This is a genomic window from Aureispira sp. CCB-E (assembly GCF_031326345.1).
Lineage (GTDB): Bacteria > Bacteroidota > Bacteroidia > Chitinophagales > Saprospiraceae > Aureispira.
The window spans coordinates 2,521,202-2,546,800 of sequence record NZ_CP133671.1; the positions used below are offsets into that span (position 1 = coordinate 2,521,202).

Genomic DNA, 25,599 nt, shown 5'->3' on the forward strand with positions numbered 1-25,599 from the left:
ACTGTTAAATACGAAAAAAAAATGTATATGTGAAGCTTGTGTGTAACAAAAAAATAAACAAATGGCTAATAAAGAGATAGATATGCTTTAAGATAGTTTTCTTTATGGACTTCAATAGTGTTGATATTAAGAGAAATAAAAGTAGTAAAACCAAAGTAGTTCGCTAGAAAACATTAACTTTGCGGGATAAATAATCCTTAAACAAAAAACCACATGATCCGATTCTTTTTGCTTTTGTTATGCTTTGCAAGCTATTATAACACTTACAGCCAAATCCCAGGATATCAAGGAAAGCGCTTTTTTGTAGAAGTAGGCACTTCTTTTTGGTTTAATTCGTTTAATCCTAGAGCCAATAACGTAGGACCCAATGCCTTTCCAAGTGACGATACAAGGCAGTTTACCTTACAAGAGCATTATTTTTTGAAACCAAGTTACGTTCTATCTCGAAAAATTCTATTTTCGTTAGAATACGAATACTCTAAAACGGGGCTACACATTAGAAACAATCCAGAAGTTTATGATTATAATAAAGACGTAGGAGCAATTACCCCCAGTCGGTTGATTTATGGTTTAATGGATCAGCACAGTTTATTTTATCATTTGTATGCCCATAAAATCAATTTTTCGTTTAGTCATTATTTTAAACCGAATGCCAATTTAGCACCATTGGGTTGGTATGCCGAATGGGGAGTAGATGCTGTCTTTGCACAAGGAGTCTTATTAGATCAGAAAGTTACTTATGGTCATGATGCCAATTTTAATGGAAATAAACCCTCTAAAGAATATACCAATCCGACTGGAATTAATGCTGAGCAGGTAGCTTTCTTATTGGGAGTGCACGGAGGAATAGGTTATCGAACTATTATAGCGAATCGAATTGTTTTTAGTGGCGCGTTGAGAATGACATTATTTCCTCAAATGTGGTCGATAGATACCGTTCAAATCAATTCAGCAGAAAGGGAGCAACGGTATGCCGATCGAAATAACATCAACTATAGACGCCGAGTTTATCAGCGGGTACAAGCACATTATTATCTAAATGTAGTGATTGGAATTGGAGTACTGCTCTTTTAAACCTAAAACATATGAAAAAGCAATTCATTTTATTAGTTGTAATGGCATTGTTGTTACACAATTGTCAAAAGTACGAAGCACAATATGGAATAGAAACCGCAGAAGAAACGGTTTTAGGAGGAAATACGTACGAAATTGCCTACTGCACAGAAGAGGGCGTATTTCTGTTGACAGGAAATATGAAGCGTGCTAAGAAAGTAGTTTCTTTTGCCAATAAATTATATCCTGAAGCCAAGCATGTTGCCTTGAGTATTCAAAAAGATAGAGTCGCTTATATTGACCCTGATACTCGAACTCCTGTTATTGTTGATACGATGGGAAATGTATTAGAGGAGTTGACACAGTATACCAATACAAATGATTTAGGTTGGCATAATGGAGATAGAACGCTGTACATTCTCGCTAACAATCAAGTTCATTTTTATGGAGAGGCACTTAGTTTGCCGAATGCATTATTTGTACAGCCTCCATCAAGCTATGATTATGAAGTGACGAGTTTAGATATTAATGATGATTTGGATGTTGCTTATGGAGCTATTTATTACAAAGCTTCGGGAAGCTATAGAAATTGGTATTATAGTTATCATTACAATTACAAAGCACCTAACAAAACAGATGAGTCGCATGTAAATTCGTATGGTTCTTATCATTTCTTTCAAAACGTAGGAGCAGATACCAAGCGATTTTATCATACCATCCGCTTTTCTGAGCCCGAATATAGTTATACCAATAGAGATGCAGTCGTAATAGTTTATGGTCTCCGAACCCAATCAGAAGAGAGGTTTGATAGAGATTATATCCTTAGAAAAAATAATTTCGAATTAAGTGTAAGAGCAGAAGGCTCATTGTTTAAAAAGCCTTTTCAAAATTATTCGAATAACTTTATAGCAACTATTTGGAGCATAGATCTTGACTACGATGAACCTATGTATGTAGATTGGGCAATTGGATTTTAGAAAATATATAGAGCACATTCTTCCATAAATGCTTTCATTTTACTGGACCGTGTTCTTAGCCCCTGTATTCAAAGTTTTGCATAAATACCTTGTCATTACTTAACTTAAGAATTAGTTGCTGCTTTGATTTTGGATTGTTTAGAACTTGCATAATGCGTTCCACTTGCCCTTCAGGAATAGCAAATTCAACATTAAAATTTTTGATGTGGGAGGGTTGGACAATTTCACTAGAGTGGTGTGGTGCATAACTCCCTTTGGTTCCCCAAATTTTAACGGCAGGGCATTCACAATCTTTGTGTTGAGATAAGGCAATTATAATGCTATAATCTACGATAGCAATTGGTCGTTTTCCTGCATTTTCTACGGTAAATTTGATGGTGATAATATTTTCAATAGGTAAAATAGATAGTTTGAACACATCTGTAAAAACCCTATAGTCTGGTTCAATGTTTTTTCTATCGTAATACATCAAATCAACATCGTACTTAGTGGCAGAGAAAGTTCCTGTATTCTTGCGAACAAAAACCTTTTGATGGTATTCTTTTTTGACCTTATTGTTTTTGGTAAATGTTTGATAGTTACGAATAAAAAAAGGCTTTTCCCAAGCAGGAGGAATGTGCAGCACACTCAAAGGGTGTCCATCAATCATAATATCATAACTATTCAGTTCAAATAAATGGCTGATGCGTTTGATAATAATTTTATTGAGTTCATTGGTATCTTTTAAACCACAATCCTCAAACTTTACCTCCTTGAATAATTTGCGTCGATCGTCAAAGCCAATGACGATAAAGCCATCTAAACCATAGGTGTTCGCCATGGCAGAAGTATCTTTAAGAAACTCATTGATGCCTTTGAGGCTAGTGAGGTCATACCACTCGTATTTAAAATCAAATTTGAGGCTTTCTTTATCTAGGTTGAGAAGGGCGTGTTCTAAATGCTCGTGCACAATGGAATGAATCCGATCAATGTCCAACATAATCGTATTTGGGATATTTATGGTTAGAAAAGCAGGCAATTTGAAGATACTGTATAGGTTTCAAATTGCCAAACGATATTATTCTTCAACAGGAATTTTGATCTGATAAGTCTTTTTATACTTGTTGGTTAAAGATGTGTTGCGCAACCATGGATTGTATATTTTAAGCATCCTGTAAGTTGTTTTATGCTCTTTGGCAAATTCTGCAAAACTAGCGACACTACCTTTGACGGTTACGGTTTTGAATTTAGGCATAGGAGGGTATAAGTCCTTAGGTTCCAAATGAAAACCATATTTAGTTGGATGTTGCATAATCTCTTTAATGGCCATGATTCTCAGCACATATCTTGATGTTTCAGAGTTTAAATGGAGGTCAAAATAAGCAGAACCTCCTTGTTCTCGTATGCGCTTTCTCAAACCACCTTTTCCCATGTTGTAAGAAGCAGCGGCAAGCGTCCAACTTCCAAAGTCATTGTACGCCTCTTTTAAGTATTTACAAGCGGCAACAGTTGCTTTTTCTAGGTGGTAACGCTCATCAACCTCGCTATTCACTTCTAAACCTCTTTCTTTGGCACTGCCTGACATAAACTGCCAGAATCCTCTAGCACCAGCAGGTGAAACGGCATTAGAAAGTGCTGATTCGGCTACTGCCAAATATTTCACATCATCAGGAATTCCATTGGCTTTTAGAATCGGCTCTATAATAGGGAAGTAACGATTGGCTTTTTTGAAGAATAAAAAAGTAGCAGAGTGGCGAAAACAGTTAGAAATTAACTCACGATCAAAACGTTCTTTGGCATCAAAATTATCCATTGGTAGATCTTCTCCAGCAAAATCAACCGATGTTGGCATTTCAGGAGCGTGTACTTCCTGTGCTGGATGATTAGGTTTGGGGGCTGCTTCAGTCGTTGTTGTGGTAGAACCATTGTTAGGGATGGTCATAGAACCATTTCCAGAACTATCAGGTTTTGTATAAGACGTTAACATTATAATTGTAATAACCGTAGCGGCTCCAAGCCCATAAAAAATCAAGTTCTTTAGTTGTTGCATATTTGTTTCTAATTAATAGCTAAGAATTAACGCTAGATGGACTTGCTCTTGTAAGTCTATCTAAGGTCCTTTATAATCGTCTTATCTGGTCTTGTCTTATTGTATATAGAAATTGTTCATGCTGCTACTTGTGATCATTAAAATGATGGAGAGTAGCAGCACAGCCAACTGTTTGTTTTTATAGTCTACTTCTTTTTGTATAGAGGAACCATAGAACAAGGCTCTCCATACATGATTTTTTTAGCAACAGGAGTTAACAATCTTGCTAACTCAGTATAGGCTGAAATCGGTACGGGTTTTTCGCTACAGCCCTTTATGACAATTCGTTGATCTTGATACGCTTCTAAATCAAGAGTTGCAAGGGTTTTGTTGTAATGAGCAACTACAAAATCGGCTTCGTTGCCATGAACAATTGCTTTGGCATAAGGAGCCGCATGAACCGTTGCCAATTGGTAAGCCCAAATAGGTACAATAGCATCGGTAGAACAATAAATAGCTAAGTTTTTGCCCGTATATTGTGCCCAATCATGCTCTGCGACTACTGCTCTAAAGTCTTTTTCACGAAGAATAAGACCTTTGAATAAATAGTCCTTAATATCAAAAACAAGAATTTCTTCTTGAGGGTAGTAATTTTCTAAGTTAATAGTAATGATACCACTTTTGGCGACTCTATTAACCAATGGTTTATCTTTCATTGAACGATTTTTATAATTTTTTGAGTTTGATTTTGACAAGGCAATGCATTTAAAATAAGATAAATATGTTTTGCCCAATCTGAATATTTATAGTGTTAATAAATAGGTTACTAATACTATAATACCAATCAATCGAATAAGTGTTGCGTATTTTGGATTTTTTAAGAAAAAGCTAACAATAAAAGGAATTGCTGCTTCTGCAAAGATAATAATATCATGCAATAATTCCATCCATTTGGGATAAGCTAGAAGTTCCATAAGGTGAACAAACAACAGAATAAACGAAATTGCCAAGGCAATACCAAATAGTGCTTTGCCCTCAGTACTAGAGGGTTCACTTTGCTCCAATTGAATTTTTAGTCGTTCAATAGTAGCGTCATAATCTTTGGGTAGTTCTTTGGACGTTCCTTTAAAGTAGGGTAGTTCTCGATGGGCGTCTTTTACGATTTCATTGGGGGTGTGTTGTTCTTCTGGATTATTTTCCATAGCGTTATTGTGGCTCATTTTAGTCGTTCGTTAGTAATTCGATTAATTTTGTATTGTTAACGGATTATTAGATACCAAGCTATTTTGTCAAGTTGCAAAAATGTTGAATGGTTCAACATTAATTTCTTAGTTAGAATAACCCGTTATCATACTATATATATGAACGTTTAAAATTGCTATAATATACATTAATAGTCTGTTGGGAAAATGTATGAAGAGGATAGTATTTTTGTGTTTTGAAAATTTCTAAACTATTAAGGATATAATATGTGCAAAACATTGAGCCAAATATTGGAGTGAGATTGTTTATAAAAATAAGAGTATATTTTTCCAAATTCAAATTATAGCTCTAAAAAAGTAAAGAATAATACATTCGTATTCCTAAATAACTAACATCTTGTTTATCATATATAAAACGAAACGACCTTTTATGTTCCTATAAGTTCGTAGGAATAATACTATATAACAAGCAAATTTTTTTTATCTTTATGAATTGGCAAAAGTAGAAGTTTAACAGGATGACTACTTTAAATGCTATTGTAAACCAAAATAGGATAGGGTGGATACCTCTCAAAACATAAATTTAAAGACAAGAGAAGAAATTCTAGAGACTAAGTTAACTTTGCAACAGTTACAATTTAATCGTGTGCTTGAAATTACACAAGCGATTAATAATAATATTGCGATTGCAGACTTGTTTAACCTATACAAAGGGTTGTTAACTTGGGAGATGGGCATAAAAAAGTTTGCTCTGTATACTAGAAATAAGGATGCATGGGTTTGTGCTACATCGGCAGGAATAGAAGAAAAATGTTTGAAAGAAAATATTGAAGCTTATTTGCCTCATTATCAACGTCGACAATCTGTTGATGAACCTAGTCATCCTTTGCTACAACATTTTTCGGTGGTGGTACCTGTTTACCACAAAGAGTATGCAATTGCCTACACATTCTTGGGATCAGATACCTTAGATGATTTAGATTCTCAAGGATATGATCCTATTTCCTTAATTTCAGCAATCACCAATGTCATTGCCGTAGCAATCGAAAATAAGCGTTTGTTTAAGCGTCAACTCGATCAAGAGCGTTTGAAGCGTGAGATGGAATTGGCGGTGCAGGTTCAAAATATGCTTATTCCAAGCGAGCTACCGAATAACGATCAATACGAGTTTGCAGGAATTTACCAGCCGCATGAAGGAGTAGGTGGAGATTATTATGATTTCTTTGAAGTAGGAAGTGGTGAAGTTGCTTTTTGTATCGCTGATATTTCGGGCAAAGGAATTGCTGCTGCTTTATTGATGTCTAATTTTCAAGCAAACTTGCAGACTTTAGTGCACCGAAAATATTTGAGTGTCAAGAAGTTTACCAATCGCTTGAACTCTTTAGTATTACGAACAACGCAAGGGGATAAGTTTATTACCTTTTTTATTGCTAGATACCATGTTCGTAAGAAACGCCTTCGTTACTTGTGTGCAGGGCATAATCCTCCGTTCATGTATACGCAAGGCAAAATCCAACGACTAGATAAAGGTTGTACTATTTTAGGAGCATTCCCTAAAATTCCAGTGATTGAATTTGGAGAAATCTTCTTAGAAGACGATGCTTTGTTCTTGTTATATACAGATGGATTGACCGATTTGCAGAATGAAAATGATGATTATTTTGATGATGATCATGTTGAACAATTCATTCAAAAAAACAGCGATTTGCCTGTAAAAGCTTTTAATGAGAAACTAATGGAAGAAGTCAATACATTTAAGGGAAAAAGAAGTTTTCCAGATGATATTTCTGTTCTTACAGGTCGTTTGTTTGTCAACTCAAGTAAGAATACCGAAGCGTAATTTTGTCCTTTTTTACTAAGGTTTTGTTAACAAAAATCGTCATTTTGGCTATTTGAAATGCTGCTATATAGACGTTTTGGCAGTTTTTTGAACATGGTGCATCCTTTGATTGTTATATAGGTGTAGATAGAATTTTATTTATAGATGTTATTTTTAAAATTCTAATTGTTGACCAATTTAACCTATTATGACAGCGATATTCTTAATTTTTTTCAGTGTTCTTTTTTATCAATTATTGATTAAACTAGCGTTTAATCCAACAACAATTCCTCATACGAATAGTAATTATAGCCGAGTACAGCAAGATGAAAATTTTATGCGCATGTGGCGTAATTTGCAACAATTTCAAGAAGAACGGAAAGAAAGAAAAGAGAAAACTAAGACAAAACAAGCCCAGAAAGAATCAGGTTCTAATAGACGTCCTGAAGGATTTCAAGGAGGAGAGTATATTGATTACGAGGAAATTTAAACTCCTAGTCTAGACAAAAAGAAAGCAACTTCTATATCGAATACAATAAAAGAATAGAGTAGCCTTATTAGATGAATGTATCTGATAAGGCTATTTTTATTTTTTCTGCAAAAAAACCATTAAGTCTTTCCCCGAAAGAGCAGGAATTTCTTCCATGGGTAAATGTCCAACACCTTCGTAAATGACTAACTCGGGGTTAGGGAGCATTTTTTCAAATAGATAGGCATGTGCGGCACTAATCCAAGCGTCTTCTCTTCCCCACATAACCAAAGTAGGATGTTCAATTTGCTTCAAGAAATCGGTATTGTCTTGAAAAGGGGCATTGACCAAATCAATAAACGCTTGACTATTTCCTTCTCTAGTAAATAAATCAAAATAACGATCTACCAATTTGGTATTTACTTTAGAAATATCATAATAGACTTGTTTGACAAATTGCTCTAAAATAGATTTTCGAACAATAAATTTTAAAACGCGTCCAGCCAGTGGCGATTGAGCTAGCTTGAAGGGCAAAGGCATGGTCTCTCTATCTACAAAGCCAGCAGCATCTATCAAAATAAGCTTGTGAATTCGTTGAGGATAACGGTATGCAAATTCCCAAGCCAACCAGCCTCCAAGGGAACTTCCGCCTAAATGTGCTTTTTTTAGCCCTAGGATATTAAAAAATCGCTTGAGTACGCGAATATGATTTCCTATGGTATAGTCACCCGTACTATTAGGACCTGTTAGACCAAAACCCATCAAATCTAAAGAAATGACTCGATAACGTTTTTGTAGAATCTTGGACCAATCATTAAATGTATGTAGGGACGAAAAGGCACCATGCAATAATACGATAGGAGTTCCTTTTCCCTCGTCTCTGTAGTGCACTAGCATATCGTCAATGACAAGAAATCGAGATTGATCGGTTGTGTATTTGTGAATTAATTCTTGAAATGTCGCCACAGTAATTCGCTTTGTAAAATAGTAATTGATTGTACTTCATTTAAACCAATAAACCTTACATTTGTTTTTGTAATACTTCGTGGCTTTTTACAAAAAAACTAAAAAAGTATTTTTGGATTAGTTTAACTACGCTACTACAGCGTGGTTTTTACGAAGTAATATTCATTAGTCAATGAAGGAGAAGTGTCACATGATACGACATATTTCTTATTTAGACAATATTGTTTTGATAAATTAGGCGCACTATTCATTAAGTTAGTCAACGAATTAAGCATCGTATTCGATTATTTATTTTATAGACTCTGTTCCATGAGATTGTTTTGTTAGCTATATAATCAGGCTGATGCAATTTTATCCTGAAACAATGTAAGATCAATAGTTTGTTGAAATTACGCAGTAGCAGCGAACCGAGCTATGCGAGCTCACGACCGCAGGGAGTGACAAAGCTAACTAAAAGCGCAGCGCTCACGAAGTAATTAACGACCACGAAGTAGCAGCACAGCTAACTACTATGAGATGCAACAAATCTTAAAATAATTGCCTGCCATAGTTTTGTGAATGGAAGGGCTTATTATAAAATAAAATCTATAGTTCTTGAAGGATGGTGTGAAACTCATTATTGCTTTTAATTCAAGAACTCAAATTATTAAAAATAGAATGAAGGATACATTAAAAATTGTTTCTTATAATTTAAATGGCATTCGTGCCGCTATCAAAAAAGATTGGATCAATTGGGTTGGAGAAAATGATTTTGACATTATTGGAATACAAGAGACCAAAGCACAAGAAAATCAAGTAGACTTAGAGGAGTTAAAGGCACTGGGATTTGAACATTTATACTGGCACTCTGCTGAAAAAAAGGGATATAGTGGGGTAACTATTTTTTCTAAAATAAAGCCAGACTACGTTGAAATAGGAATGGGTGTAGAGCGATTTGATAAAGAGGGGAGAGTGATTCGAGCAGATTTTGGGGATTGGACTTTACTAAACTGTTATTTTCCCTCAGGTACTTCTGGTGATATCCGCCAAGATGTGAAATATGATTTTTTAGATACGTTTTATGATTGGGCTCAAACGTTAAAAAAAGAACGCCCCAATTTAATTATCCAAGGCGATTACAATATTGCACATACCGAAATGGATATTCATAATCCTAAAAGCAATAAAAAAACCTCTGGCTTTTTGCCAGAAGAACGTGCTTGGATGGATAAGTGGTTTTCGGAAGGTGGTTTTGTGGATGCCTTTAGAAAGCAACATGCCGATTTAGAAAAATATAGCTGGTGGAGTTATCGGGCTGGTGCTAGAGGCAAAAACAAAGGTTGGCGCATCGACTATCAAGCTGTTGCAAATAGCATGGAGGATCGAATTGTCGCAACAGATTTGCTAAATGATGCCGTTCACTCAGATCACTGCCCTTGTTTACTAGAAATAAAAATATAAAATACATTATTCCGTTTTAAAAAAAAACATCTTGTATTAGTATATATATATATTAACTTTTTATTCATAAATTAGCCTTATTAAATAATAATCCATTGACTGGTTAGAGTAATTGTTTGATTTTTAATAAGTTATTAATGGAGGGTTGCCAGAGTTTTATTAAGAATTAGAGCAACTCATAATAAGAAACAATTAGAATATGAAAAGTTTAGTTGGGTGTTTTACGGTTTTAGTAATTTTGTTAGGCGCTACGGCTTGTCAAACCACACAAGGATTACAAAAAAAGCTTCCCGATGCTTTGGTATACCAAAAAGCAATAGAAGATGCTATGTACGCTACAGAAGAGAAAGTTTATGACAAATTGGTCGTTATAGACAAGCAGAACAAAGATTTGGTTTGGAAAGAAATTAATGGTGAGGACTATTTGTTAGTCGTAACGTGGAAGCAAAATATTTCTTATTACGAAAAATACTTAGACTCTAGTTTTTATAACACAGGAAACTATCCCATTTGGATTACAACAGCTCCCGAATTGCTGAACAGAATGAAAAAAGACCCAACAACTGATGTTAATCGCCGATTAGTTCAGTTGTTGGGTTTGCCGCCGAATGCTACCTATTCTTATTTTGTCGAATTTTGGGTAAAACCTGAAGATTTATTTCGTCCTTGTCCAGATCCAGAAATTACAGACTCAAAATGCTCTGTTTGTTTTCCTTCAAAAATAGATGAAAAACACATAACGTGGATTAACCAAAGCAGAATTGACCGTTATTACCCTTGTGATTTATACGATCAATACCCTTGGTCACAATTAGGGTATACGTATGACTGGAACCCTAAGAATACTCAACATATAGGACTTAGTGAGTTTGTTATTGGGAAGAATAAAAAAATCGTTGTGCATAAGATTTATACAACGGAAGAATATCTTAAACAGTAGAAAAGGGATATTATTTATTCTTTTACATAGGTTTCGGCTACCTGCGTAGGCTTTCTATTTTCATCAATCGCAACAAACGTAAACATTCCCGTAATTGCTTTCATCCGACTTTCTTTGTACATTTCTTCTAAGTAAATCTCAACTTGGACTTTGATGCTTGTATTACCAACGTATACGACTTTGGCAACTAACTCTATCAAGGTGCCAGCAGGAATAGCATGTTTGAAATGAATTTGGTCTGAAGTTACCGTAACCATTCGTTTGCGGGCAAATCTTGTGGCACAAATAAAGGCTACCTCATCCATCATTTGCAAAGCTGTTCCACCAAATAAAGTGTTGTAGTGATTGGTCGTATTAGGCAATACTGCCTTGAATATTCTAGTAATAGAATTCTCAATTTTATCTTTTACTGTCATGTGATTGTCTGTTTTTGCCATTTATAATATAATTGGAGAAACTGCGTGTATTAGATTAGGGGAAGACTTTTGCAAAGCTAGTCTTTTTTGTGAAAGAACCCTATTTTTGAAAATTAACTTTGATAACCTTCTATCGATCTAATTCCATTATTCAACAGAAATAGAAACCAAACCAAAAGCTTAAGATGTTGGAACTGAATAAAATTCACCATATTGCAATTATTAGTAGTAATTATAAACGATCAAAATTTTTTTATACAAAATTACTAGGATTAACCATCAAAAATGAAGTCTATCGGGCAGATCGAGACTCTTACAAATTAGATTTGGAACTGAATGGCGAATATATTATTGAATTATTTTCTTTTCCAAAACCGCCCGCACGTTTGTCAAGACCAGAAGCAACTGGATTAAGGCATTTAGCTTTTGAAGTAAAGGATGTGGCGCAAGCCGTTCAGCAATTAGAGGATAATAATATAGAAGTGGAACCCATTCGAATAGACCCTTATACACACAAAAAGTTTGCTTTTTTTACAGACCCAGATGGCTTGCCTATTGAGATTTATGAAGAATAATTGTACCCGTTCTAGCTCTACTGACAGATAGTTGTCAGTGGTCGAGTTTATATTTGTATCGTAAGTTATTATAGTATGCTACTTCGTGGTCGTTGTTTACTTCAGGAGCGAAGCTAACTATTGATTAGTAAAACTAAATTTTAAATGCACTATAGGGGATGATAAGAGAGTTAGATCAGTTTTATGCTAAAAAAGAAGAACCCAATAAAAGTTGCTTGTTGGCTTTAAGAACCATTATTTTGGAACAAGATGAGGCTGTTTCTGAAACAAGAAAGTATGGGATGCCTTGTTTTTGTTATCAAGGGAAAATGTTTTGCTACTTATGGGTAGACAAGAAGACCACAGAACCTTATTTGTTGATGGTAGAAGGAGATAAATTAGAGCACCCTGAGTTGGAACAGGGGAGTCGTAAGCGAATGAAAATTCTGAGGGTTAATCCAACAAGAGATTTAGAGATCGAACGAATCCAAGTCATTTTGCAAGATGCCCTAGATTTGTATCGAAAGGGAATTGTTAAAATTTAATAACAGGTAATTTGAAAAAAAAATCGGAGTATCCTTTACACGACTACATGACAAAATAGACTTATATATTGCACCTATCAAACTTAATACAGAACTATGAAACCGACCGTTGCTGCTGTTATAAAGGAATTAAGAGCGTTAGCTAATCCAGAAAAAGTTGATTTTAAACAAAAAAAGTTTGGTGTAATTGCTCAGAATGCTTTGGGCATTTATCAAAAAGATTTGAAAGAATTAGCAAAGGAAATAGGCAAAAATAGCACGTTGGCAAAAGCACTTTTCGAGACCAATATTTACGAAGCAAGATTGCTGTGTAGTAAATTGTTCAACCCAAAAGATTTGACAGAAGATTTGATGGAAAAATGGGTGGTGACGTTTGAGAATTGGGAAATTTGTGACTCTTTTAGCATGGGAGTTTTTGCTCGAAGTCCTTTGGCAATTCCCAAGGCAATCGAGTGGAGTACTCGAACAGAAGAGTTTGAAAAGCGAGCTAGTTTTGCCACGATAGCAGGCTACTGTATGGCAGATAAAAAAGCAGCGAACAGTACTTTTGAACAATTTTTTCCTTTGCTTTATCAAGCTGCAGACGATCAACGTATTTATGTGAAAAAAGCGGTTAATTGGGCTCTAAGAAGTATTGGAAAACGCAATGTGGACTTGAATAAGCGGGCAATAGAAGAAGCTCAAAAAATAAAGCAATTAGAATTTAAATCAGCTCAATGGATTGCTAAAGATGCTTTAAAAGAATTGGAAAAAGAAACGGTTAATATCTTAGATTATCCTAGATCAATTTATAGACCCAAGAAATAAATTGAACGTTGTACACGTATTATTTGCTATAAGGCAGCACAGTCTCTATTAAGGTGTTGATAATTATTTTTTTTGAAACAGGCAGCGCATTGCCCATCAAGGAATAGCCCTCTACATAAGGCATTAATAAGCTAACAATTACCGCTGGTTGGGTACTATAAGGAGCTAGTTGTTGGCATAGCCAATCGTTGTATTGTTGATAATAGGAACGAACCAGTTCTGCTATACTTGGCATTTTAGTTGCCAGTGCCCAAATTTCTCGAAACATAGCACAGCGAGGGCTTGAATTGCCATCTATCAGTGATTCTTCTAATATGATTTCTAATAAATTAGAGAAGGTAATATTATCAGGAAGTATCGCCAAATTTTCTGTTACGACCGCTTCATTTTGACGAAAATAATCTTCAATCGTTGCCTCTAACAAGGCATCTTTGTCCTTGTAGTAATATTGCAAGTTACTTAGCCTTATGTCGGATAGTTTGGCAACTTTCCGCATCGTTAAGCCACCAGCTCCTTCTGTGCAAAGAATTTGAATGGTAGTTTGTATAATTTTAGATGTCTTTTCTGTTCGCTTGCTCATTTCTTTCAATTATGGAAATCATTATGCCAAGTAGTCTGCTAAAAATCGTATTAGGAGGCGGTTGATTTTTAAATGACAGATGCTAAGGTACAAAGTATTTTTGATTAGTTGTTGGTCGTCTTGAACACTTTTGAGAGGTATTATTAGACAAAAGTAAGTATAAATTTGCAAAAGTTGGTCGAATGACCTATGTTTGTAAAAGTTGGTCATTTGACCAATTTTATTTTTGTTCTAATATTTACCAAAGTTTGTCTAGTTAATTAGGCTACTAGATAGGCGATTAACAATAAAAACAATGAATGTATTAATTATTAATGGGCACCCAAAAGAGAAAAGTTATAATGATGCGCTTGCCCATGCGTACGAACAAGGTGCCTTGAGTTCCAATGCAGCTGTAGAAGTCCTGACACTTCGAGATTTGAAATTTAATTTAAGTCTAGAAAATGCTTATGAGAAAGAAATGGATTTGGAGGACGATTTAAAAATGGCGATAGAAAAAATAAAATGGTGTCATCATATGGTTTGGGTGCATCCGTTATGGTGGGCAGGTTATCCAGCTCTTATGAAAGGATTTATAGATCGAGCATTTTTGCCTGGAGTAACTTACAAATACGAAGGTAAATCCATTTTTCCTACCCCCTTGCTTAAAGGAAAAACAGCTCGAATTATTTGTACTGCCGATTCACCAAGTTGGTACAATACTTTGTTATTGGGAGCGCCGGCAACCAAGCAGCTCAAGAAGAATACATTAGAGTTTTGCGGCGTAAAACCTGTTCGTACGAATTTTATTGGACCAATTCGAAACTCTACAGTAGAATTTAGAGAAAAGTGGTTGCAAAAAATTACCAATTTAGGAGCGCATTTGAGTTAATAAAATGTACAAGTAGTCAATTGGCAAATGTTTTTACTTATCTTAAAGCAAGAACCATACTTGAGATGAATGACAAGGCAACAAGCAAGTGCATTGCAAATAAACAACAGAAAAGGTTTTAAGGATAGGAGAGGAATATTGATATTTGTATTGTAAAGATGCCACGCCTTTTGAAAGAATAGTTGGTAGCGGTTCTTGTGGTATAGATAAATAAGTAATCGTTCATAAAAATTTATAGGCAAAATAGAATTCTTTTTGCACTGTTCTTCATCAAAAAATCTCGTTTTAGCCCGCTAAAACTTCAATTCTTTTCTTTGAACAGCACTAAAAACAATTACATTTTTAACTATACTTTTTTCTGTCCACTTACTTACATTGAAAAATTAAACGATATAGACAATGAAACAGTACATTGCAAATGTTGCTTTAGTTGTAAAAGATTACGACGAAGCCATTGACTTTTATACAAAAAAACTGAATTTTAAATTACTGGAAGACACCCAATTGTCAGAGACTAAGCGTTGGGTTGTTGTTGCTCCTCCTGGAGCTAAAGAGTGTTGCCTTTTATTGGCAAAAGCAGCAAAAGCAGAACAAGTAGCTGCTATCGGAAATCAAACTGGTGGTCGAGTTGGCTTCTTTTTGTTTACAGATGATTTTTGGAGGGATTACAAAGAAATGCAGGCGAAGGGAATTCATTTTGTACGAGAAGCGGTAGAAGAACCACATGGATGGGTGGCGGTGTTCGAAGATTTGTATGGCAATTTGTGGGATTTTATACAGCCTAGTCCTCAAAATAAAACTCGTTTGGTTTAACCCAGCTCATAAATAAGGACTTGTATAGGAACACCCCAACGATACAGTAGTATGAAGTTAATTGTTAGTTACCTATTGAAAAAATAGTATTCTGTCTTTTATCTGGTACGAACGGCATGATTCTAGTTCTAATTTAGAATAGAATGGATTAAACCCGTATTGAGATGGAAAAGGAAAATAAAACTATCATAAATAGTCACAGCTCCATACTTAGAAAGGTATTAGCAGTTACTATCCCTATATCATTTTTTGGAGTTTCTTTATGGCTAATTGCATGGATTGCTGATGGGCTAATGCTGCGAAATGCCAAAGAAACTCCTAAAAGCAAACGAGCGGTATTGGCAATACGAGATAGCGTACCCTCTTACGAGCAATTTGGGACAGAAATTTTTACAGAGCCTTACTTAAATGCGTATTACGACGAATCGTATTATTTTACTCAAAAAGGACGTTATGACCAAAAAGAATTGATTCTAGAAAGCCTAGAACGATTGACAAAGGATTATGAGTGTGTGGATATTTTTATTCTAGCGCATACCAATCCTTATCTATATTGGTTCGAAACTTTGCCTAAAAAATTGCGTAAAAAAATACGATTGGTTTATAATACTGGTTGTAAAAATGCCAATCAAGGAAAACGATGGCTAAAATTAGGTGCTCAAGCTTATATTGGTCATAAAGGCAAAACTAGTCTGTCGCCTTTCTTCTATGTTTACTTCTTGAGGCGTTGGGTCAGTGGTTATCGCCTAGACAGAGCTGTAAAGGAATCGAACAAAATAGCTAGGGACGAAATTAACTTGTTTAAGGATAAATTGCCTGATCCTGGTGAAATGGACTATACCGTACAAACTCATGCCCACCTTTTTGGTGTGCCCACCTTGCAAATTGATGAATTATGAGGCATAAGGCACTGCTGCATAAAATTTTGAGAAAAACGCCTTGGGCGTTGCTGTCCTTGCTCATTCAGCTATTCGTTGTATGGGCAGCTTACTATTTGTATATCAATGATTATGGTTATGCTAGTGGTCGTTCTTTTAGTTACTTTTTATCTTTTAGTTATTTTGTGTTAGGAGTTGCAGGAATATTAGGACTTTGTTGCAGTTTGATTGGAATGAGTTATTCCATATTAACAGAACCTTGGTACAAAGTTTTGTTTAAACTACTATTTTATGTGCCTTCTTTATTTTTATCTGTAGTGTGGTGTTATCTATGGTTGGTTTTACTAGCTTGGATATAGGGATATAATTTAGTTTTGTAGGATGATTCTTATATAGAGCAAAAAAGGAGTGATCGTTCGGCACTAAAATACACGAACTACCACACCTTTTTTATCGCTTCATTAGCTGTTAGTTGGATACACCAGACAAATGTTCTTCAAATACAAAATCAAATTTCAAATCAGGATTATGTACTAAGCTACTCTTAAACAAATCAACCTCATTTTGATTGAATCGAATGTCAAGCTTTCCTTCTGTATTGGTATAACAAAGTAGTTTAAGCAAGAAATTTCCTTTAACCACAACATCTTTTTCTTTTACCTTATGGCTATTAGATGAGGATTGAGTGCTTTTTTTAGCAGTTATTTTCTCTTCGTATTCATTAATTACTTTTTCGTAATTTTCTTGTGCTTTTTCAAGGTCTTTATCTTCTACTTTTAGCGCTATAGTAGTTTCGCCAGAAGAAGAACTGCTGCCTTTTCCAACGCCACCATTGCCAACAATGACACCCTTTGCATCAACTTCTAATTTAAGTGCTAACATAACCTTTGTTTTTACTTCATTGGTTAATGCGGTGCTGAATTCGACAGACCTTGAGTCAATTTCAGAGAGAACCAGTTTCCAACCTTTGTGTAACTGAACAAGTAGCTCTTTAAGTTCAGTTTTGGTGGTTGTAATAGTTTTTGGAGAAGCATCCTTCTTTTTGAACATGTCGTAAAGTTGCAAAATTTTGTTATTGACTGTCAGCAAAGTGTTGATGCGTCCAATAGGCAAAATTTTAATGATCTTACGCAAATAGTTCATTTTTTTAGGAATCGGTAGAATGTTGAGAATATTCTTGATTTTATCAATCTTACGCAAGACCTTTACCCATCTAGGCTCTTCGGTGCCCTTGGTTGGCGTTTCAACAGAAGTTACTACTTCTTTTTGTTTAATATCTAAGGTGGTATCGTGCAATACCGTAATTTCACGAATAAAGTTTTGAGTAACAGTTAGTGCATTAGAGTATTCTGTCGAAAATTTATGTTGAAAATCAGCTTTGGTACTACCATCCAATTTGGCTTTTACACTGGCTCCCAATCCAAAATTAAGTCCCCATTTGCTTTGCTTGGTTTTGCTACTACGTTTATCTTTTACATCATTATAACTTTTGTGCATAAATTCCTGCATAATCTTAAACGATTCTTTGCGTTCCTCTTCCCATTCTTCTGTTTCGGTAGTGCTAAAAACGTGTGTAGCACTTTTAGATTTTTCACTGGTCAAGTCCAACTCATCCATAGCAAGCGCAAAGTCAGATTCTATCGAAAAGAAGCCTTCTTTCTTATTGTATTGCGTAGTATTTTTGATGATAATATCATCAATGAACGACTCTCTTAGAATTTTGTCGGTATTGTCATTAATCAAATACCAATGCCCTTCCTTGTCTTTTTGAAAATTGAATTTATATTTCAAGTTGGCAACCGTCTTAATACCATGTAGCGTACGAGTAACAGCAAGCTTAAAGTAGCGCTCTGTTTGATCATAAACAATATCATTAAAGAGAATTTTCCAATCGGTATCTACCTTTTTAATTACCTCTTCAATATGTTGTAAATGATCTTGATATTTGCCAATAATCTCTTTGCTTTTTGTAATCTTATCTTTGGAATTTTTGAATGCCAACTGGCGATTTTCGGAAATTTTCTTTTTCTCTTCAACTAGAGCTTGATAAGAAGTATTAAAACTATAAATCACGCCGTCCAATAGGCTATATTGAGGTTCTAACTCTTTAAGAGTCTCCATTTTTTGTCGAGAATGCTGCATATTAGCAAGACTATTCAACAACTGCCCAAAGATTTTTTCAGATTTTTCGAAGGCTTGTTTTGTTTCCGTAATCAGTTGTTTATGCTCTTTGATAGCCTCTACAAAAGCACTGCGATTGGATTTTTTGTAGCAAACCTCACGAACCATCTTGAATACCTTTTCTTGAGGATAATCGGTAATTTTTCCACCACCTAAGTTTTTAATAACTAATTTCTTAACTTCCTCGATGTTTAAATTTATAATTGGTAACATGATCAAATGTTATTTTGTAGCGTTTAGTGTTTCGTAAATGGCTTTTAGACGTTTTAAATCGGCTTGAAATTGATTGTGATTGTTGTTGAACTCACCCTCAATGGCTAGTTTAGTTTTTTCAATCCCTTGATCTTTCAACTCGGATTTCAGCTCCTTTTTTAAATCTTTGTCTTCTTCTTTATCTAAATCCAGATTGTTGAGATAATCTCTAATCTCTTGAATATCTTTATTAAATTTAGCAGCTAGCTTTTTGACCTGTTCTGCTGCTTTGTCAATGGTGTAGTCGACTCCTTGTGCTAGTTTTCTATCAACATCCTTTTCAATGTCTTTAAGAATAGAGCGTACTTTTTTAGGTCGAATTGTGTTTGCCTTTAGTTTTGCTACCAGTTCTTTTAGTTCTGTTGCAATACTTTGCGCATTAGCTTTTAGAGTATTTTGAAGGTTTTCTAAAGCAATTTTTTCTGTTTGTAAAGCCTCCTTCTCAATAGTGTTGTCATAGTCGTTGGTCTCAGAGGTGTAGTCGTTAACTTCGTCTAACTGAATGTCCTCATCGCTAGTTGTATTGGTATCTTCCGAATTTTCAGATTTGGGATCTACATTTCCAGTAGCATCCACAAAACGCAACTGAAGTTTAGCCAAAGGAACAACCTCTTTAAAGCTTTTTCGAATTTTTTTGAATTGTTTTTTTGTTTTTCCTTTTTCACAATAAATAAACAGCTCGATATGATTTCCATTTTCAGCTGGAGCGGCATAACATAATCCACTAACAGATTGTTTGCTTTGATCTGCAACGGATTTTTTAACATATGACCTCCAACCAGTTAAACGACCAAAGACCATTAAGCAATAGGTTTTGTCTGGACTATCATTGTATTGAGCATTCAGGTCAAAATAAAAGGAAACAGCATTCTCAAAGTTATTGGCAACTTTTGATAATTTTTTAACCTGTTTTAAAAAATTACCCTTAAAAAAACTAAAGGAGCGTTCTTCTTGAGGCGATTTAAAAATTGGTTTCATAAGATAGGTTTGATTAAATTTTAATAAAACAAGCTGCAATATGGAGGAAAGACCTATTGATGCCCTATGCCTATATTACAAGCTTATTTAGCTCACTGAATAAAAGACAATATCCTTTAAACAGTGTTGTTTATAAGTTAACTGGATATGTGCAGTTGATGTTAATATCTCAACTACATAATCTATTTCTAGTATCAAAGAGCAAATATAAATGAATTAATCATTTAAGTCAAATAGAAAAAACAAATTAGTGATAATCCTAGCCCCTCAAATTTTACTAAAAAAAGAATTGCAAGCCAATATAATTAAATGTTTTTCTATGCTATTGTATTGATAAACAGAGCTAGATCTGTTTTTAGAGAATGATTTTTTTGTGATAAAAAAGATAGGTGCAAATAGCTTGAAATTAGGAAGAAAAAATAACCTTTTAACATTTTTTGAAAGACAAGGAGAGGTGTATTGGTCCAATGACGAGATTATAGACCATAGAAAGCAAGACTGTAAAAAACTTATTTTACTGCTTTTTAGCAGCCAAGTGTTCCAACAACCATTTGATGGCAGCCTCTTTGTCTCTGAATACTTTTGATGGTTCTGGCGTTTCATTTCGCAATGTTAAGACTCGGCTTCTCATTGTTAATAGTAAATTACCAATGATTTGAGAGGAAAAAGAATGGGTTAACATGGCAACAGCAACAACTTCTACATCTCGATTGGAGGCATATCCTTTTATGATACTTTTTTTTACATAAAAAGAAGGCATATGCATGAGCGCAGCTTTGGGGGCATTGGTAGAATGATGGACTTCATTAGTTGCAGCGATGACTTCGGGAACGCCTTCTAAGCTTAATTCTGTAATATCGTCATTGACTTTTGTTTCAACAATATTATCAGGACGAAGTGTAACGGTGATTTCTTTTGTTTTGCGTTGCATTTTTTTCTATTTTTCTCTGCCCACTTACTTATTTTTTCAATTGACCACTATTTTTAATAGAACTGATAATATCATGGTACTGGTGCAGCATTTCGGGAGAAGTTTCAGCTTCTTTGTAAGTGATTGAAATTAAAACCAGTACATTTTTTTTTCGATTGAGCCAGAATTCCCAAAGAAACTCACCTTCTTTAGAAGTTTCTTTGCAGGTTTGTTTCCAGACATTTTCCCTAATCTTAACAGGTTCACTAGTTGGTTCGTAGCGTTCAGTAAACATATTTAGTGTACTGACCATAATTTCATCTGTGACACCTTGTGCAAAGTAATAACTAGCTACAGTCATTGCGGAGCTGTTGTCGCCAGGGTTGATATTTAAGATATTCTTTTCGTAGGTCTGTTGAAGGGTTTCTGGGTATTCCAAAGAATAAAAACCATTGGCACTTTTAAACTCCTTTTTGACAACTTCGGATGCACAACTACTTATAAAAAAACAAAAAATAAAAAGGAATTTAAAATATTGGAACATAATAAAATATTAAAAATGGTATCTAAAAAATAAGTATGTCATTGTAGCATTTTGTAGCTGTTTGATTTTTTGTCCAAACAACTACAAAATAATGTTATTCAAAACGTTTGCTTAATTCTACCAAATCCATAGAAATAAACGTTTTATGTCCATTGGGACCAACATAAGGAACTTGACAGGCAAATAACTCATTAATTAATTGTTGCATTTCAACAGGCTCTAATGGTTTACCTGCTTTGATAGAAGCTTGATAGGCGAGAGAACGTGCAATATTATCATAAAGATCAATTTTTAGATCAATATTTTGCTTGAACTGTTCAATCAATTTGGTAATAATGGTTTGTTCATTTTGTTGGCTTAGCTCACTAGGCAAGCCGTGAACAATAAAGCTATTGGTACCAAACTCTTTAATATCTAAGCCCAACTCATTTAATTGTGGCAGCAAATCTTTAAGCAAGGTAGCATCAGATACCGAAAGCTCTACAGTTTGCGGAAATAGAAGTTTTTGAGTGGTAGCTCGTTTGTTTTCAAATTGATATAAATAGCGTTCGTACATGATGCGCTGATGTGCTGTATGTTGGTCTATCAGCAAGAAACCAGACTTAATAGGACTGACAATATAGCGATTGTGCAATTGATATAAATGCTTGGTTGTGGCACTATCTACTGCTTGTTTAGTAGGGGGAGGTGTCGCAGAGGCTTTGCTAGAGAAAGTCATTTCTTGCGAGTTATCGTTGTCCTCGTGTCGTTCCTCGTCCCCAATAGCAGAAGAAAAGAGTGTTTGTTCCTCTTGTTCTAATTTTTGTCCTTGTTCCAGGGCCTCATTCTCGATATTTTCATACAGTTTCTCCCAATTTTGCAAATTGGAGAGTTCTGTTTCTGATTTTTGACGCTTGTGTTGCGTTGAAAAAGGCTGTTTGGAGGCACTCATTTTAGAACTAAATGTTTGTCCTTCTTGTGCCTCTTTTTTCGAAAAATTAAGATTTAATGCTGTTAGATCTAGGTTAGCATCGTCTAAGTGCTGCGAAATACCACTTTCTACTTCAAAGTCAAGGGTTGGAGTAATGCTGTTTTGAGCCAAGGCATGGCGAGCGGTAACTCTCAAATAATTGTAAACCAAACGTTCGTCTTCAAACTTGATTTCTTGTTTGGTAGGATGAACATTAACATCAATTTTCGCAGGGTCAATTTCAAAAAAAACGACATACAAAGGATAGACTTTTTCAGGCAACAAATCCTCGTAAGCACTTAAAATAGCATGATTTAGATAACCACTTTTGATGTATCGATTATTGACAAAGAAAAACTGGTCCCCTCTAGTTTTTTTAGCCGCATCGGGTTTCCCAATATAGCCTTTGATTTTGATAATATCGGTATCTTCTTGGATTGGAATTAAGTTCTTATTGACCTTGTTGCCCAAAATACCGACAATACGTTGTCGCAAATTGGAAATAGGAAGGTGGTATAACTTAGCAGAGTTATGATGCAAAGAAAAGAAAATATCAGGATGAGCTAAGGCCACGTGCTGAAACTCATCGATAATATGTCGCATCTCAACCGTATCAGACTTTAAAAAGTTACGACGAGCAGGGACGTTAAAAAACAAATTTTTAACAGAAATAGACGTACCCGCTGCTGTTTGACAAGGCTCTTGAGTAACAATTCGAGAGCCTGCAATTTTAATTTGTATGCCTAACTCTTCTTGTTGTTGTTTGGTACGCATCTCGACTTGTGCTACCGCCGCAATCGAAGCCATTGCTTCGCCTCGGAAACCTTTAGTTCGGATAGAGAACAAATCTTCTGTTTGGCGTATTTTGGAAGTCGCATGACGTTCAAAACACATACGGGCATCCGTTTCAGACATTCCAATTCCATCGTCAACAACTTGAATAAGCGTTTTACCCGCATTTTTGATGATCAGACGGATGTTTTTAGCGCCTGCATCAATCGAGTTTTCTAGCAATTCTTTGACAACAGATGCAGGGCGTTGAACAACCTCTCCTGCTGCAATCTGATTAGCAATGTGGTCAGGTAATAATTGTATTAAATCTGCCATGTATTGTTTAATGTGGTTAATTATACTCTTCTAAAAGTTCGTATTCTTGGCTTTCTAAAGGAAACCATTGTTTCATTAGCTTAGGCAATAAACTATCTAATATAAAATAGCTAGCAACAGACAAAGCAATGATAATCAGCAAAAGTCTAAAAGAGGAAGAACTAGTGAAGCCTTTTCTTTTGTGTTTGCTGTCTGAATATTTATAATTTCCAAACTCTTGGCGAATGCGCATTTTTGTCAAATCGCCATCTGCATTTTGGTTTTGTCTACTTTTTATACGACGTTCTAAAGCTTCTTTGTCAGCGTCATAAAAACGAGGCTTATAGCCAAATTCTCTGGGTTTAAATTTTGTAGTACTATTAAATAACTTTAACATAAGGTCATTTTTTGAACAAAATAATACAATCAAGCATCTAAAACATAGGATTCATACGATGCATTGCAAATAGCAAAATGATAATTATAAAAAACATCATCGCAATTAAAACATAAGCAATCCCTTGTTCTCCACGTCGATTGACAGCTTGTTTTTGAGCAACGGAAGTAGAAGCTGTTGATGTTGCAATAGGTTTACGGGGAGATTTTGTTTTTGTTTTTTTCTTTTGGGGCTTTTTTTCTATTGTGTGTTTGTCTTTTTGTTGTTTCGTTGTCTCCAAAAGCCCATCTTGACGTTGTTTGACGGCAGCTTTTTGAGGTGAATAATCTAAATTTTTGAGGGCTAGGTTTTTGGTACTTGTCTTGTTAGAATGGCTATTACTAGCTTTGAGTGTTAATGTTAATCGTTCTTGCGTAACATCTATTTCAGAGAGTCGAATGGTTTGAGTACCATTCGAAGCAACCTGCCCAATTAAATTAATTTCAACCAACTCGGCATTTAAAACTTCCCAAGAAATGGTTAACAAGTCGTTTTTTCGGACCGATTTTTTGGAAGCAAAAAAAGAAGCAATGACAGGGGCAGGTCCCGCTAATATTTCATTGACTTCTGCATCCAATTCTTTGCTCAAAGCTTTGTCATACCTAAATCGTTTGTGATCATCACTCAATACTTCATAGGCTTCTTTAATTTTGCCATAATGCATGACAAAAAAGGGATCGTTACCGTTTTCTTTAGGATGAAATTTGAGCGATAGTTTTTGATAAGCTCGTTGAATTTCGGATAGGGTAGCGTTTTTGGAGATGCCTAATATGTAATAATAGTCTTTCACAGAACAAATATACATTTTTTTAAGGGAAGAAGGAAGGGGTTTTTTAAGTAAAACTACTAAGTACAGGACAAAAGTTTTAATTCCTGAAATAAAGTTAAAAAGTTAAGTAAACGTTCTTTGATATAATCTAAGCCAAATCTAAAAATACTAAAGAGTTTAGCTTTTCGAGTTTTTAGTTTTTTTATTGGAATTTTACCCCCTCTTTTGATTAACCATTCTCCTGTTTTATAAGACCAAACAAAGGCTATTGCAACAAGAAATAGTAGACTGGATAATCTAGATGGTGCTGTTACATGAGTATCCTCAAAATTAAATCCTCTTGTTTTACAAGCTGAGAAAAAAACTTCGATTCCCCAGCGTTCTTGATAAATTCTTTTACCTTTTGAAATAGGTTTGTTACTTATCAAAATAAGCCATTCAGATTTACCTAGTTTCTGACCTCCAATATAAAGTTGGTGCTTGAAAAGTATTCTTTGTTTTCTCAAAGCTTTAAAAGTTGATTGGCTAAAGTATTTGCCAACTTTTACTTCTTTTATTTGTCCAAACTTTCGCATCAAACTGTTACTTCGGATTCTAATAATAAAAATTAAAGGCAAAGATTTTAAATAGCTTATCCATTGATTACCAATAAACTCACGGTCTGCTAACAAATATTTGATTTGCCCTTTTTGCTTTATTGTTAAATGACTCATCAAGCTTTGCATTAAATCTATCCGTTCCTGTTGAGAAGAGTTACCTCTTTTGTCTAATAGAGTCCAAATAAGTGGTATTGCTGTTCCATTATAGCTAATACCTATTAGTAAAATATTGATGTTGATTTTCCCAAATTTCCAATTGGTTCTATCAATGCTCAGAGCTACCCACTGATTACTAAAAACAATGAGTTTCCAAACTAATTGAATATAGCACTTACGACAGAATTTGTATTCTTTCATGAAACGTTGAATCCTTTTGAAATTAGATTCTCGTTTTGCAAAAGGGTTCAATACCAGCGAAAGTTGAGCATAGCTAATGCTGCTCATTTTTATTATGGAAATAACCAGCTTACTCAACATGGTCAATCGCTGACTTTGACCAGCAAAATGATCAGATAATATATCTTTAAGAACTTTTTCTGTATCTTTCATTCGGAGTT

At 34.9% G+C, this 25,599-nt stretch carries 28 protein-coding genes; 13 read left to right on the forward strand and 15 right to left on the reverse strand.

Annotated features, from left to right (window positions below; translation table 11 throughout):
- Positions 1–213: 213 nt before the first annotated feature.
- Complete coding sequence (locus QP953_RS09580) at positions 214–1,074, forward strand: hypothetical protein (RefSeq protein ID WP_052599877.1); 861 nt, start codon at positions 214–216, stop codon at positions 1,072–1,074.
- A gap of 11 nt (positions 1,075–1,085) precedes the next feature.
- A complete protein-coding gene (locus QP953_RS09585) occupies positions 1,086–2,030 on the forward strand; it encodes a hypothetical protein (RefSeq protein ID WP_052599878.1) in 945 nt (314 codons plus the stop codon).
- 55 nt (positions 2,031–2,085) lie between these two features.
- Here QP953_RS09585 and QP953_RS09590 read toward each other — a convergent pair whose 3' ends face one another.
- From QP953_RS09590 to QP953_RS09605, 4 genes are all read right to left on the reverse strand, one after another.
- Complete coding sequence (locus tag QP953_RS09590) at positions 2,086–3,009, reverse strand: ATP-binding protein (RefSeq protein WP_309554819.1); 924 nt, start codon at positions 3,007–3,009, stop codon at positions 2,086–2,088.
- 78 nt (positions 3,010–3,087) lie between these two features.
- Positions 3,088–4,059, reverse strand: coding sequence for a lytic transglycosylase domain-containing protein (locus QP953_RS09595; RefSeq protein ID WP_052599880.1), 972 nt, complete (start codon positions 4,057–4,059; stop codon positions 3,088–3,090).
- Positions 4,060–4,244: 185 nt separating this feature from the next.
- On the reverse strand, positions 4,245–4,754 hold the full coding sequence (locus QP953_RS09600) for a DUF2480 family protein (protein WP_052599881.1): 510 nt from the start codon (positions 4,752–4,754) through the stop codon (positions 4,245–4,247).
- Between the two features lie 87 nt (positions 4,755–4,841).
- Positions 4,842–5,258: a hypothetical protein gene (locus QP953_RS09605; protein WP_052599882.1), complete on the reverse strand. Its 417-nt coding sequence runs from the start codon at positions 5,256–5,258 to the stop codon at positions 4,842–4,844.
- Between the two features lie 541 nt (positions 5,259–5,799).
- Here QP953_RS09605 and QP953_RS09610 point away from each other — a divergent pair.
- Positions 5,800–7,080: a PP2C family protein-serine/threonine phosphatase gene (locus QP953_RS09610; protein WP_309554820.1), complete on the forward strand. Its 1,281-nt coding sequence runs from the start codon at positions 5,800–5,802 to the stop codon at positions 7,078–7,080.
- A 187-nt stretch (positions 7,081–7,267) separates the two neighbouring features.
- Positions 7,268–7,549, forward strand: coding sequence for a DUF4834 family protein (locus QP953_RS09615; protein WP_309554822.1), 282 nt, complete (start codon positions 7,268–7,270; stop codon positions 7,547–7,549).
- Positions 7,550–7,645: 96 nt separating this feature from the next.
- On the opposite strand, the gene QP953_RS09620 is transcribed toward QP953_RS09615, so the two are convergent.
- Positions 7,646–8,494, reverse strand: a complete 849-nt coding sequence (locus QP953_RS09620) for an alpha/beta hydrolase (RefSeq protein ID WP_309554823.1) — start codon at positions 8,492–8,494, stop codon at positions 7,646–7,648.
- 657 nt (positions 8,495–9,151) lie between these two features.
- On the opposite strand from QP953_RS09620, the gene QP953_RS09625 reads away from it, so the two are divergent.
- Together QP953_RS09625 and QP953_RS09630 are read left to right on the forward strand one after the other, a co-directional pair.
- Positions 9,152–9,934: an exodeoxyribonuclease III gene (locus tag QP953_RS09625; protein ID WP_309554825.1), complete on the forward strand. Its 783-nt coding sequence runs from the start codon at positions 9,152–9,154 to the stop codon at positions 9,932–9,934.
- A gap of 199 nt (positions 9,935–10,133) precedes the next feature.
- Complete coding sequence (locus QP953_RS09630) at positions 10,134–10,874, forward strand: hypothetical protein (RefSeq protein WP_052598510.1); 741 nt, start codon at positions 10,134–10,136, stop codon at positions 10,872–10,874.
- A 14-nt stretch (positions 10,875–10,888) separates the two neighbouring features.
- On the opposite strand, the gene QP953_RS09635 is transcribed toward QP953_RS09630, so the two are convergent.
- Entirely contained in the window at positions 10,889–11,290 is a 402-nt protein-coding gene (locus tag QP953_RS09635; protein ID WP_052598708.1) for an acyl-CoA thioesterase, read from the reverse strand.
- Positions 11,291–11,475: 185 nt separating this feature from the next.
- Between QP953_RS09635 and QP953_RS09640 the strand changes: the two genes are divergently transcribed.
- The 3 genes from QP953_RS09640 to QP953_RS09650 all read left to right on the forward strand — a co-directional run bounded on the left by QP953_RS09640 (position 11,476) and on the right by QP953_RS09650 (position 13,196).
- The gene (locus QP953_RS09640) at positions 11,476–11,865 is read left to right on the forward strand and encodes a VOC family protein (RefSeq protein WP_052598511.1); all 390 of its coding nucleotides are present in this window, start codon (positions 11,476–11,478) and stop codon (positions 11,863–11,865) included.
- 158 nt (positions 11,866–12,023) lie between these two features.
- Complete coding sequence (locus tag QP953_RS09645) at positions 12,024–12,389, forward strand: DUF1801 domain-containing protein (RefSeq protein ID WP_309554826.1); 366 nt, start codon at positions 12,024–12,026, stop codon at positions 12,387–12,389.
- 96 nt (positions 12,390–12,485) lie between these two features.
- Entirely contained in the window at positions 12,486–13,196 is a 711-nt protein-coding gene (locus tag QP953_RS09650) for a DNA alkylation repair protein (protein WP_309554827.1), read from the forward strand.
- A gap of 19 nt (positions 13,197–13,215) precedes the next feature.
- Here QP953_RS09650 and QP953_RS09655 read toward each other — a convergent pair whose 3' ends face one another.
- On the reverse strand, positions 13,216–13,776 hold the full coding sequence (locus QP953_RS09655) for a TetR/AcrR family transcriptional regulator (protein WP_052598514.1): 561 nt from the start codon (positions 13,774–13,776) through the stop codon (positions 13,216–13,218).
- 295 nt (positions 13,777–14,071) lie between these two features.
- Between QP953_RS09655 and QP953_RS09660 the strand changes: the two genes are divergently transcribed.
- The 4 genes from QP953_RS09660 to QP953_RS09675 all read left to right on the forward strand — a co-directional run bounded on the left by QP953_RS09660 (position 14,072) and on the right by QP953_RS09675 (position 16,697).
- The gene (locus QP953_RS09660) at positions 14,072–14,647 is read left to right on the forward strand and encodes an NAD(P)H-dependent oxidoreductase (protein WP_052598515.1); all 576 of its coding nucleotides are present in this window, start codon (positions 14,072–14,074) and stop codon (positions 14,645–14,647) included.
- Positions 14,648–15,046: 399 nt separating this feature from the next.
- Positions 15,047–15,460, forward strand: a complete 414-nt coding sequence (locus QP953_RS09665; protein ID WP_309554828.1) for a VOC family protein — start codon at positions 15,047–15,049, stop codon at positions 15,458–15,460.
- A gap of 164 nt (positions 15,461–15,624) precedes the next feature.
- Entirely contained in the window at positions 15,625–16,359 is a 735-nt protein-coding gene (locus QP953_RS09670) for a hypothetical protein (protein WP_052598517.1), read from the forward strand.
- Positions 16,356–16,697 carry a hypothetical protein gene (locus QP953_RS09675; RefSeq protein WP_052598518.1) on the forward strand — a complete coding sequence of 114 codons (342 nt, stop codon included), beginning with the start codon at positions 16,356–16,358 and terminating at the stop codon, positions 16,695–16,697. Before QP953_RS09670 ends, QP953_RS09675 begins: the two co-directional genes overlap by 4 nt.
- A gap of 109 nt (positions 16,698–16,806) precedes the next feature.
- On the opposite strand, the gene QP953_RS09680 is transcribed toward QP953_RS09675, so the two are convergent.
- The 8 genes from QP953_RS09680 to QP953_RS09715 all read right to left on the reverse strand — a co-directional run bounded on the left by QP953_RS09680 (position 16,807) and on the right by QP953_RS09715 (position 25,591).
- Positions 16,807–18,732: a hypothetical protein gene (locus QP953_RS09680; RefSeq protein ID WP_309554830.1), complete on the reverse strand. Its 1,926-nt coding sequence runs from the start codon at positions 18,730–18,732 to the stop codon at positions 16,807–16,809.
- Positions 18,733–18,741: 9 nt separating this feature from the next.
- A complete protein-coding gene (locus tag QP953_RS09685; protein ID WP_309554831.1) occupies positions 18,742–19,749 on the reverse strand; it encodes a hypothetical protein in 1,008 nt (335 codons plus the stop codon).
- 514 nt (positions 19,750–20,263) lie between these two features.
- Entirely contained in the window at positions 20,264–20,680 is a 417-nt protein-coding gene (locus QP953_RS09690; protein ID WP_052598521.1) for a hypothetical protein, read from the reverse strand.
- A 28-nt stretch (positions 20,681–20,708) separates the two neighbouring features.
- The gene (locus QP953_RS09695; protein ID WP_052598522.1) at positions 20,709–21,203 is read right to left on the reverse strand and encodes a hypothetical protein; all 495 of its coding nucleotides are present in this window, start codon (positions 21,201–21,203) and stop codon (positions 20,709–20,711) included.
- Positions 21,204–21,297: 94 nt separating this feature from the next.
- Entirely contained in the window at positions 21,298–23,259 is a 1,962-nt protein-coding gene (mutL, locus tag QP953_RS09700) for a DNA mismatch repair endonuclease MutL (protein ID WP_052598523.1), read from the reverse strand.
- Positions 23,260–23,275: 16 nt separating this feature from the next.
- The gene (locus tag QP953_RS09705; RefSeq protein WP_052598524.1) at positions 23,276–23,635 is read right to left on the reverse strand and encodes a hypothetical protein; all 360 of its coding nucleotides are present in this window, start codon (positions 23,633–23,635) and stop codon (positions 23,276–23,278) included.
- 37 nt (positions 23,636–23,672) lie between these two features.
- Positions 23,673–24,464: a J domain-containing protein gene (locus tag QP953_RS09710; protein WP_197043888.1), complete on the reverse strand. Its 792-nt coding sequence runs from the start codon at positions 24,462–24,464 to the stop codon at positions 23,673–23,675.
- Positions 24,465–24,520: 56 nt separating this feature from the next.
- Positions 24,521–25,591, reverse strand: a complete 1,071-nt coding sequence (locus tag QP953_RS09715) for an IS4 family transposase (RefSeq protein ID WP_052594644.1) — start codon at positions 25,589–25,591, stop codon at positions 24,521–24,523.
- Positions 25,592–25,599 lie beyond the last annotated feature (8 nt).

What these genes read in the sequence shown, in the direction of transcription:
- QP953_RS09670 (WP_052598517.1), top strand. Translation starts at nt 15,625, where the DNA reads ATGGAAAAGGAAAATAAAACTATCATAAATAGTCACAGCTCCATACTT.
- mutL (WP_052598523.1), bottom strand. Translation starts at nt 23,259, where the DNA reads ATGGCAGATTTAATACAATTATTACCTGACCACATTGCTAATCAGATT.
- QP953_RS09715 (WP_052594644.1), bottom strand. Translation starts at nt 25,591, where the DNA reads ATGAAAGATACAGAAAAAGTTCTTAAAGATATATTATCTGATCATTTT.
- QP953_RS09705 (WP_052598524.1), bottom strand. Translation starts at nt 23,635, where the DNA reads ATGTTAAAGTTATTTAATAGTACTACAAAATTTAAACCCAGAGAATTT.
- QP953_RS09655 (WP_052598514.1), bottom strand. Translation starts at nt 13,776, where the DNA reads ATGAGCAAGCGAACAGAAAAGACATCTAAAATTATACAAACTACCATT.
- QP953_RS09685 (WP_309554831.1), bottom strand. Translation starts at nt 19,749, where the DNA reads ATGAAACCAATTTTTAAATCGCCTCAAGAAGAACGCTCCTTTAGTTTT.
- QP953_RS09675 (WP_052598518.1), top strand. Translation starts at nt 16,356, where the DNA reads ATGAGGCATAAGGCACTGCTGCATAAAATTTTGAGAAAAACGCCTTGG.
- QP953_RS09645 (WP_309554826.1), top strand. Translation starts at nt 12,024, where the DNA reads ATGATAAGAGAGTTAGATCAGTTTTATGCTAAAAAAGAAGAACCCAAT.
- QP953_RS09690 (WP_052598521.1), bottom strand. Translation starts at nt 20,680, where the DNA reads ATGCAACGCAAAACAAAAGAAATCACCGTTACACTTCGTCCTGATAAT.
- QP953_RS09605 (WP_052599882.1), bottom strand. Translation starts at nt 5,258, where the DNA reads ATGAGCCACAATAACGCTATGGAAAATAATCCAGAAGAACAACACACC.
- QP953_RS09630 (WP_052598510.1), top strand. Translation starts at nt 10,134, where the DNA reads ATGAAAAGTTTAGTTGGGTGTTTTACGGTTTTAGTAATTTTGTTAGGC.
- QP953_RS09600 (WP_052599881.1), bottom strand. Translation starts at nt 4,754, where the DNA reads ATGAAAGATAAACCATTGGTTAATAGAGTCGCCAAAAGTGGTATCATT.
- QP953_RS09650 (WP_309554827.1), top strand. Translation starts at nt 12,486, where the DNA reads ATGAAACCGACCGTTGCTGCTGTTATAAAGGAATTAAGAGCGTTAGCT.
- QP953_RS09595 (WP_052599880.1), bottom strand. Translation starts at nt 4,059, where the DNA reads ATGCAACAACTAAAGAACTTGATTTTTTATGGGCTTGGAGCCGCTACG.
- QP953_RS09615 (WP_309554822.1), top strand. Translation starts at nt 7,268, where the DNA reads ATGACAGCGATATTCTTAATTTTTTTCAGTGTTCTTTTTTATCAATTA.
- QP953_RS09635 (WP_052598708.1), bottom strand. Translation starts at nt 11,290, where the DNA reads ATGACAGTAAAAGATAAAATTGAGAATTCTATTACTAGAATATTCAAG.
- QP953_RS09640 (WP_052598511.1), top strand. Translation starts at nt 11,476, where the DNA reads ATGTTGGAACTGAATAAAATTCACCATATTGCAATTATTAGTAGTAAT.
- QP953_RS09585 (WP_052599878.1), top strand. Translation starts at nt 1,086, where the DNA reads ATGAAAAAGCAATTCATTTTATTAGTTGTAATGGCATTGTTGTTACAC.
- QP953_RS09590 (WP_309554819.1), bottom strand. Translation starts at nt 3,009, where the DNA reads ATGTTGGACATTGATCGGATTCATTCCATTGTGCACGAGCATTTAGAA.
- QP953_RS09660 (WP_052598515.1), top strand. Translation starts at nt 14,072, where the DNA reads ATGAATGTATTAATTATTAATGGGCACCCAAAAGAGAAAAGTTATAAT.
- QP953_RS09580 (WP_052599877.1), top strand. Translation starts at nt 214, where the DNA reads ATGATCCGATTCTTTTTGCTTTTGTTATGCTTTGCAAGCTATTATAAC.
- QP953_RS09695 (WP_052598522.1), bottom strand. Translation starts at nt 21,203, where the DNA reads ATGTTCCAATATTTTAAATTCCTTTTTATTTTTTGTTTTTTTATAAGT.
- QP953_RS09680 (WP_309554830.1), bottom strand. Translation starts at nt 18,732, where the DNA reads ATGTTACCAATTATAAATTTAAACATCGAGGAAGTTAAGAAATTAGTT.
- QP953_RS09625 (WP_309554825.1), top strand. Translation starts at nt 9,152, where the DNA reads ATGAAGGATACATTAAAAATTGTTTCTTATAATTTAAATGGCATTCGT.
- QP953_RS09665 (WP_309554828.1), top strand. Translation starts at nt 15,047, where the DNA reads ATGAAACAGTACATTGCAAATGTTGCTTTAGTTGTAAAAGATTACGAC.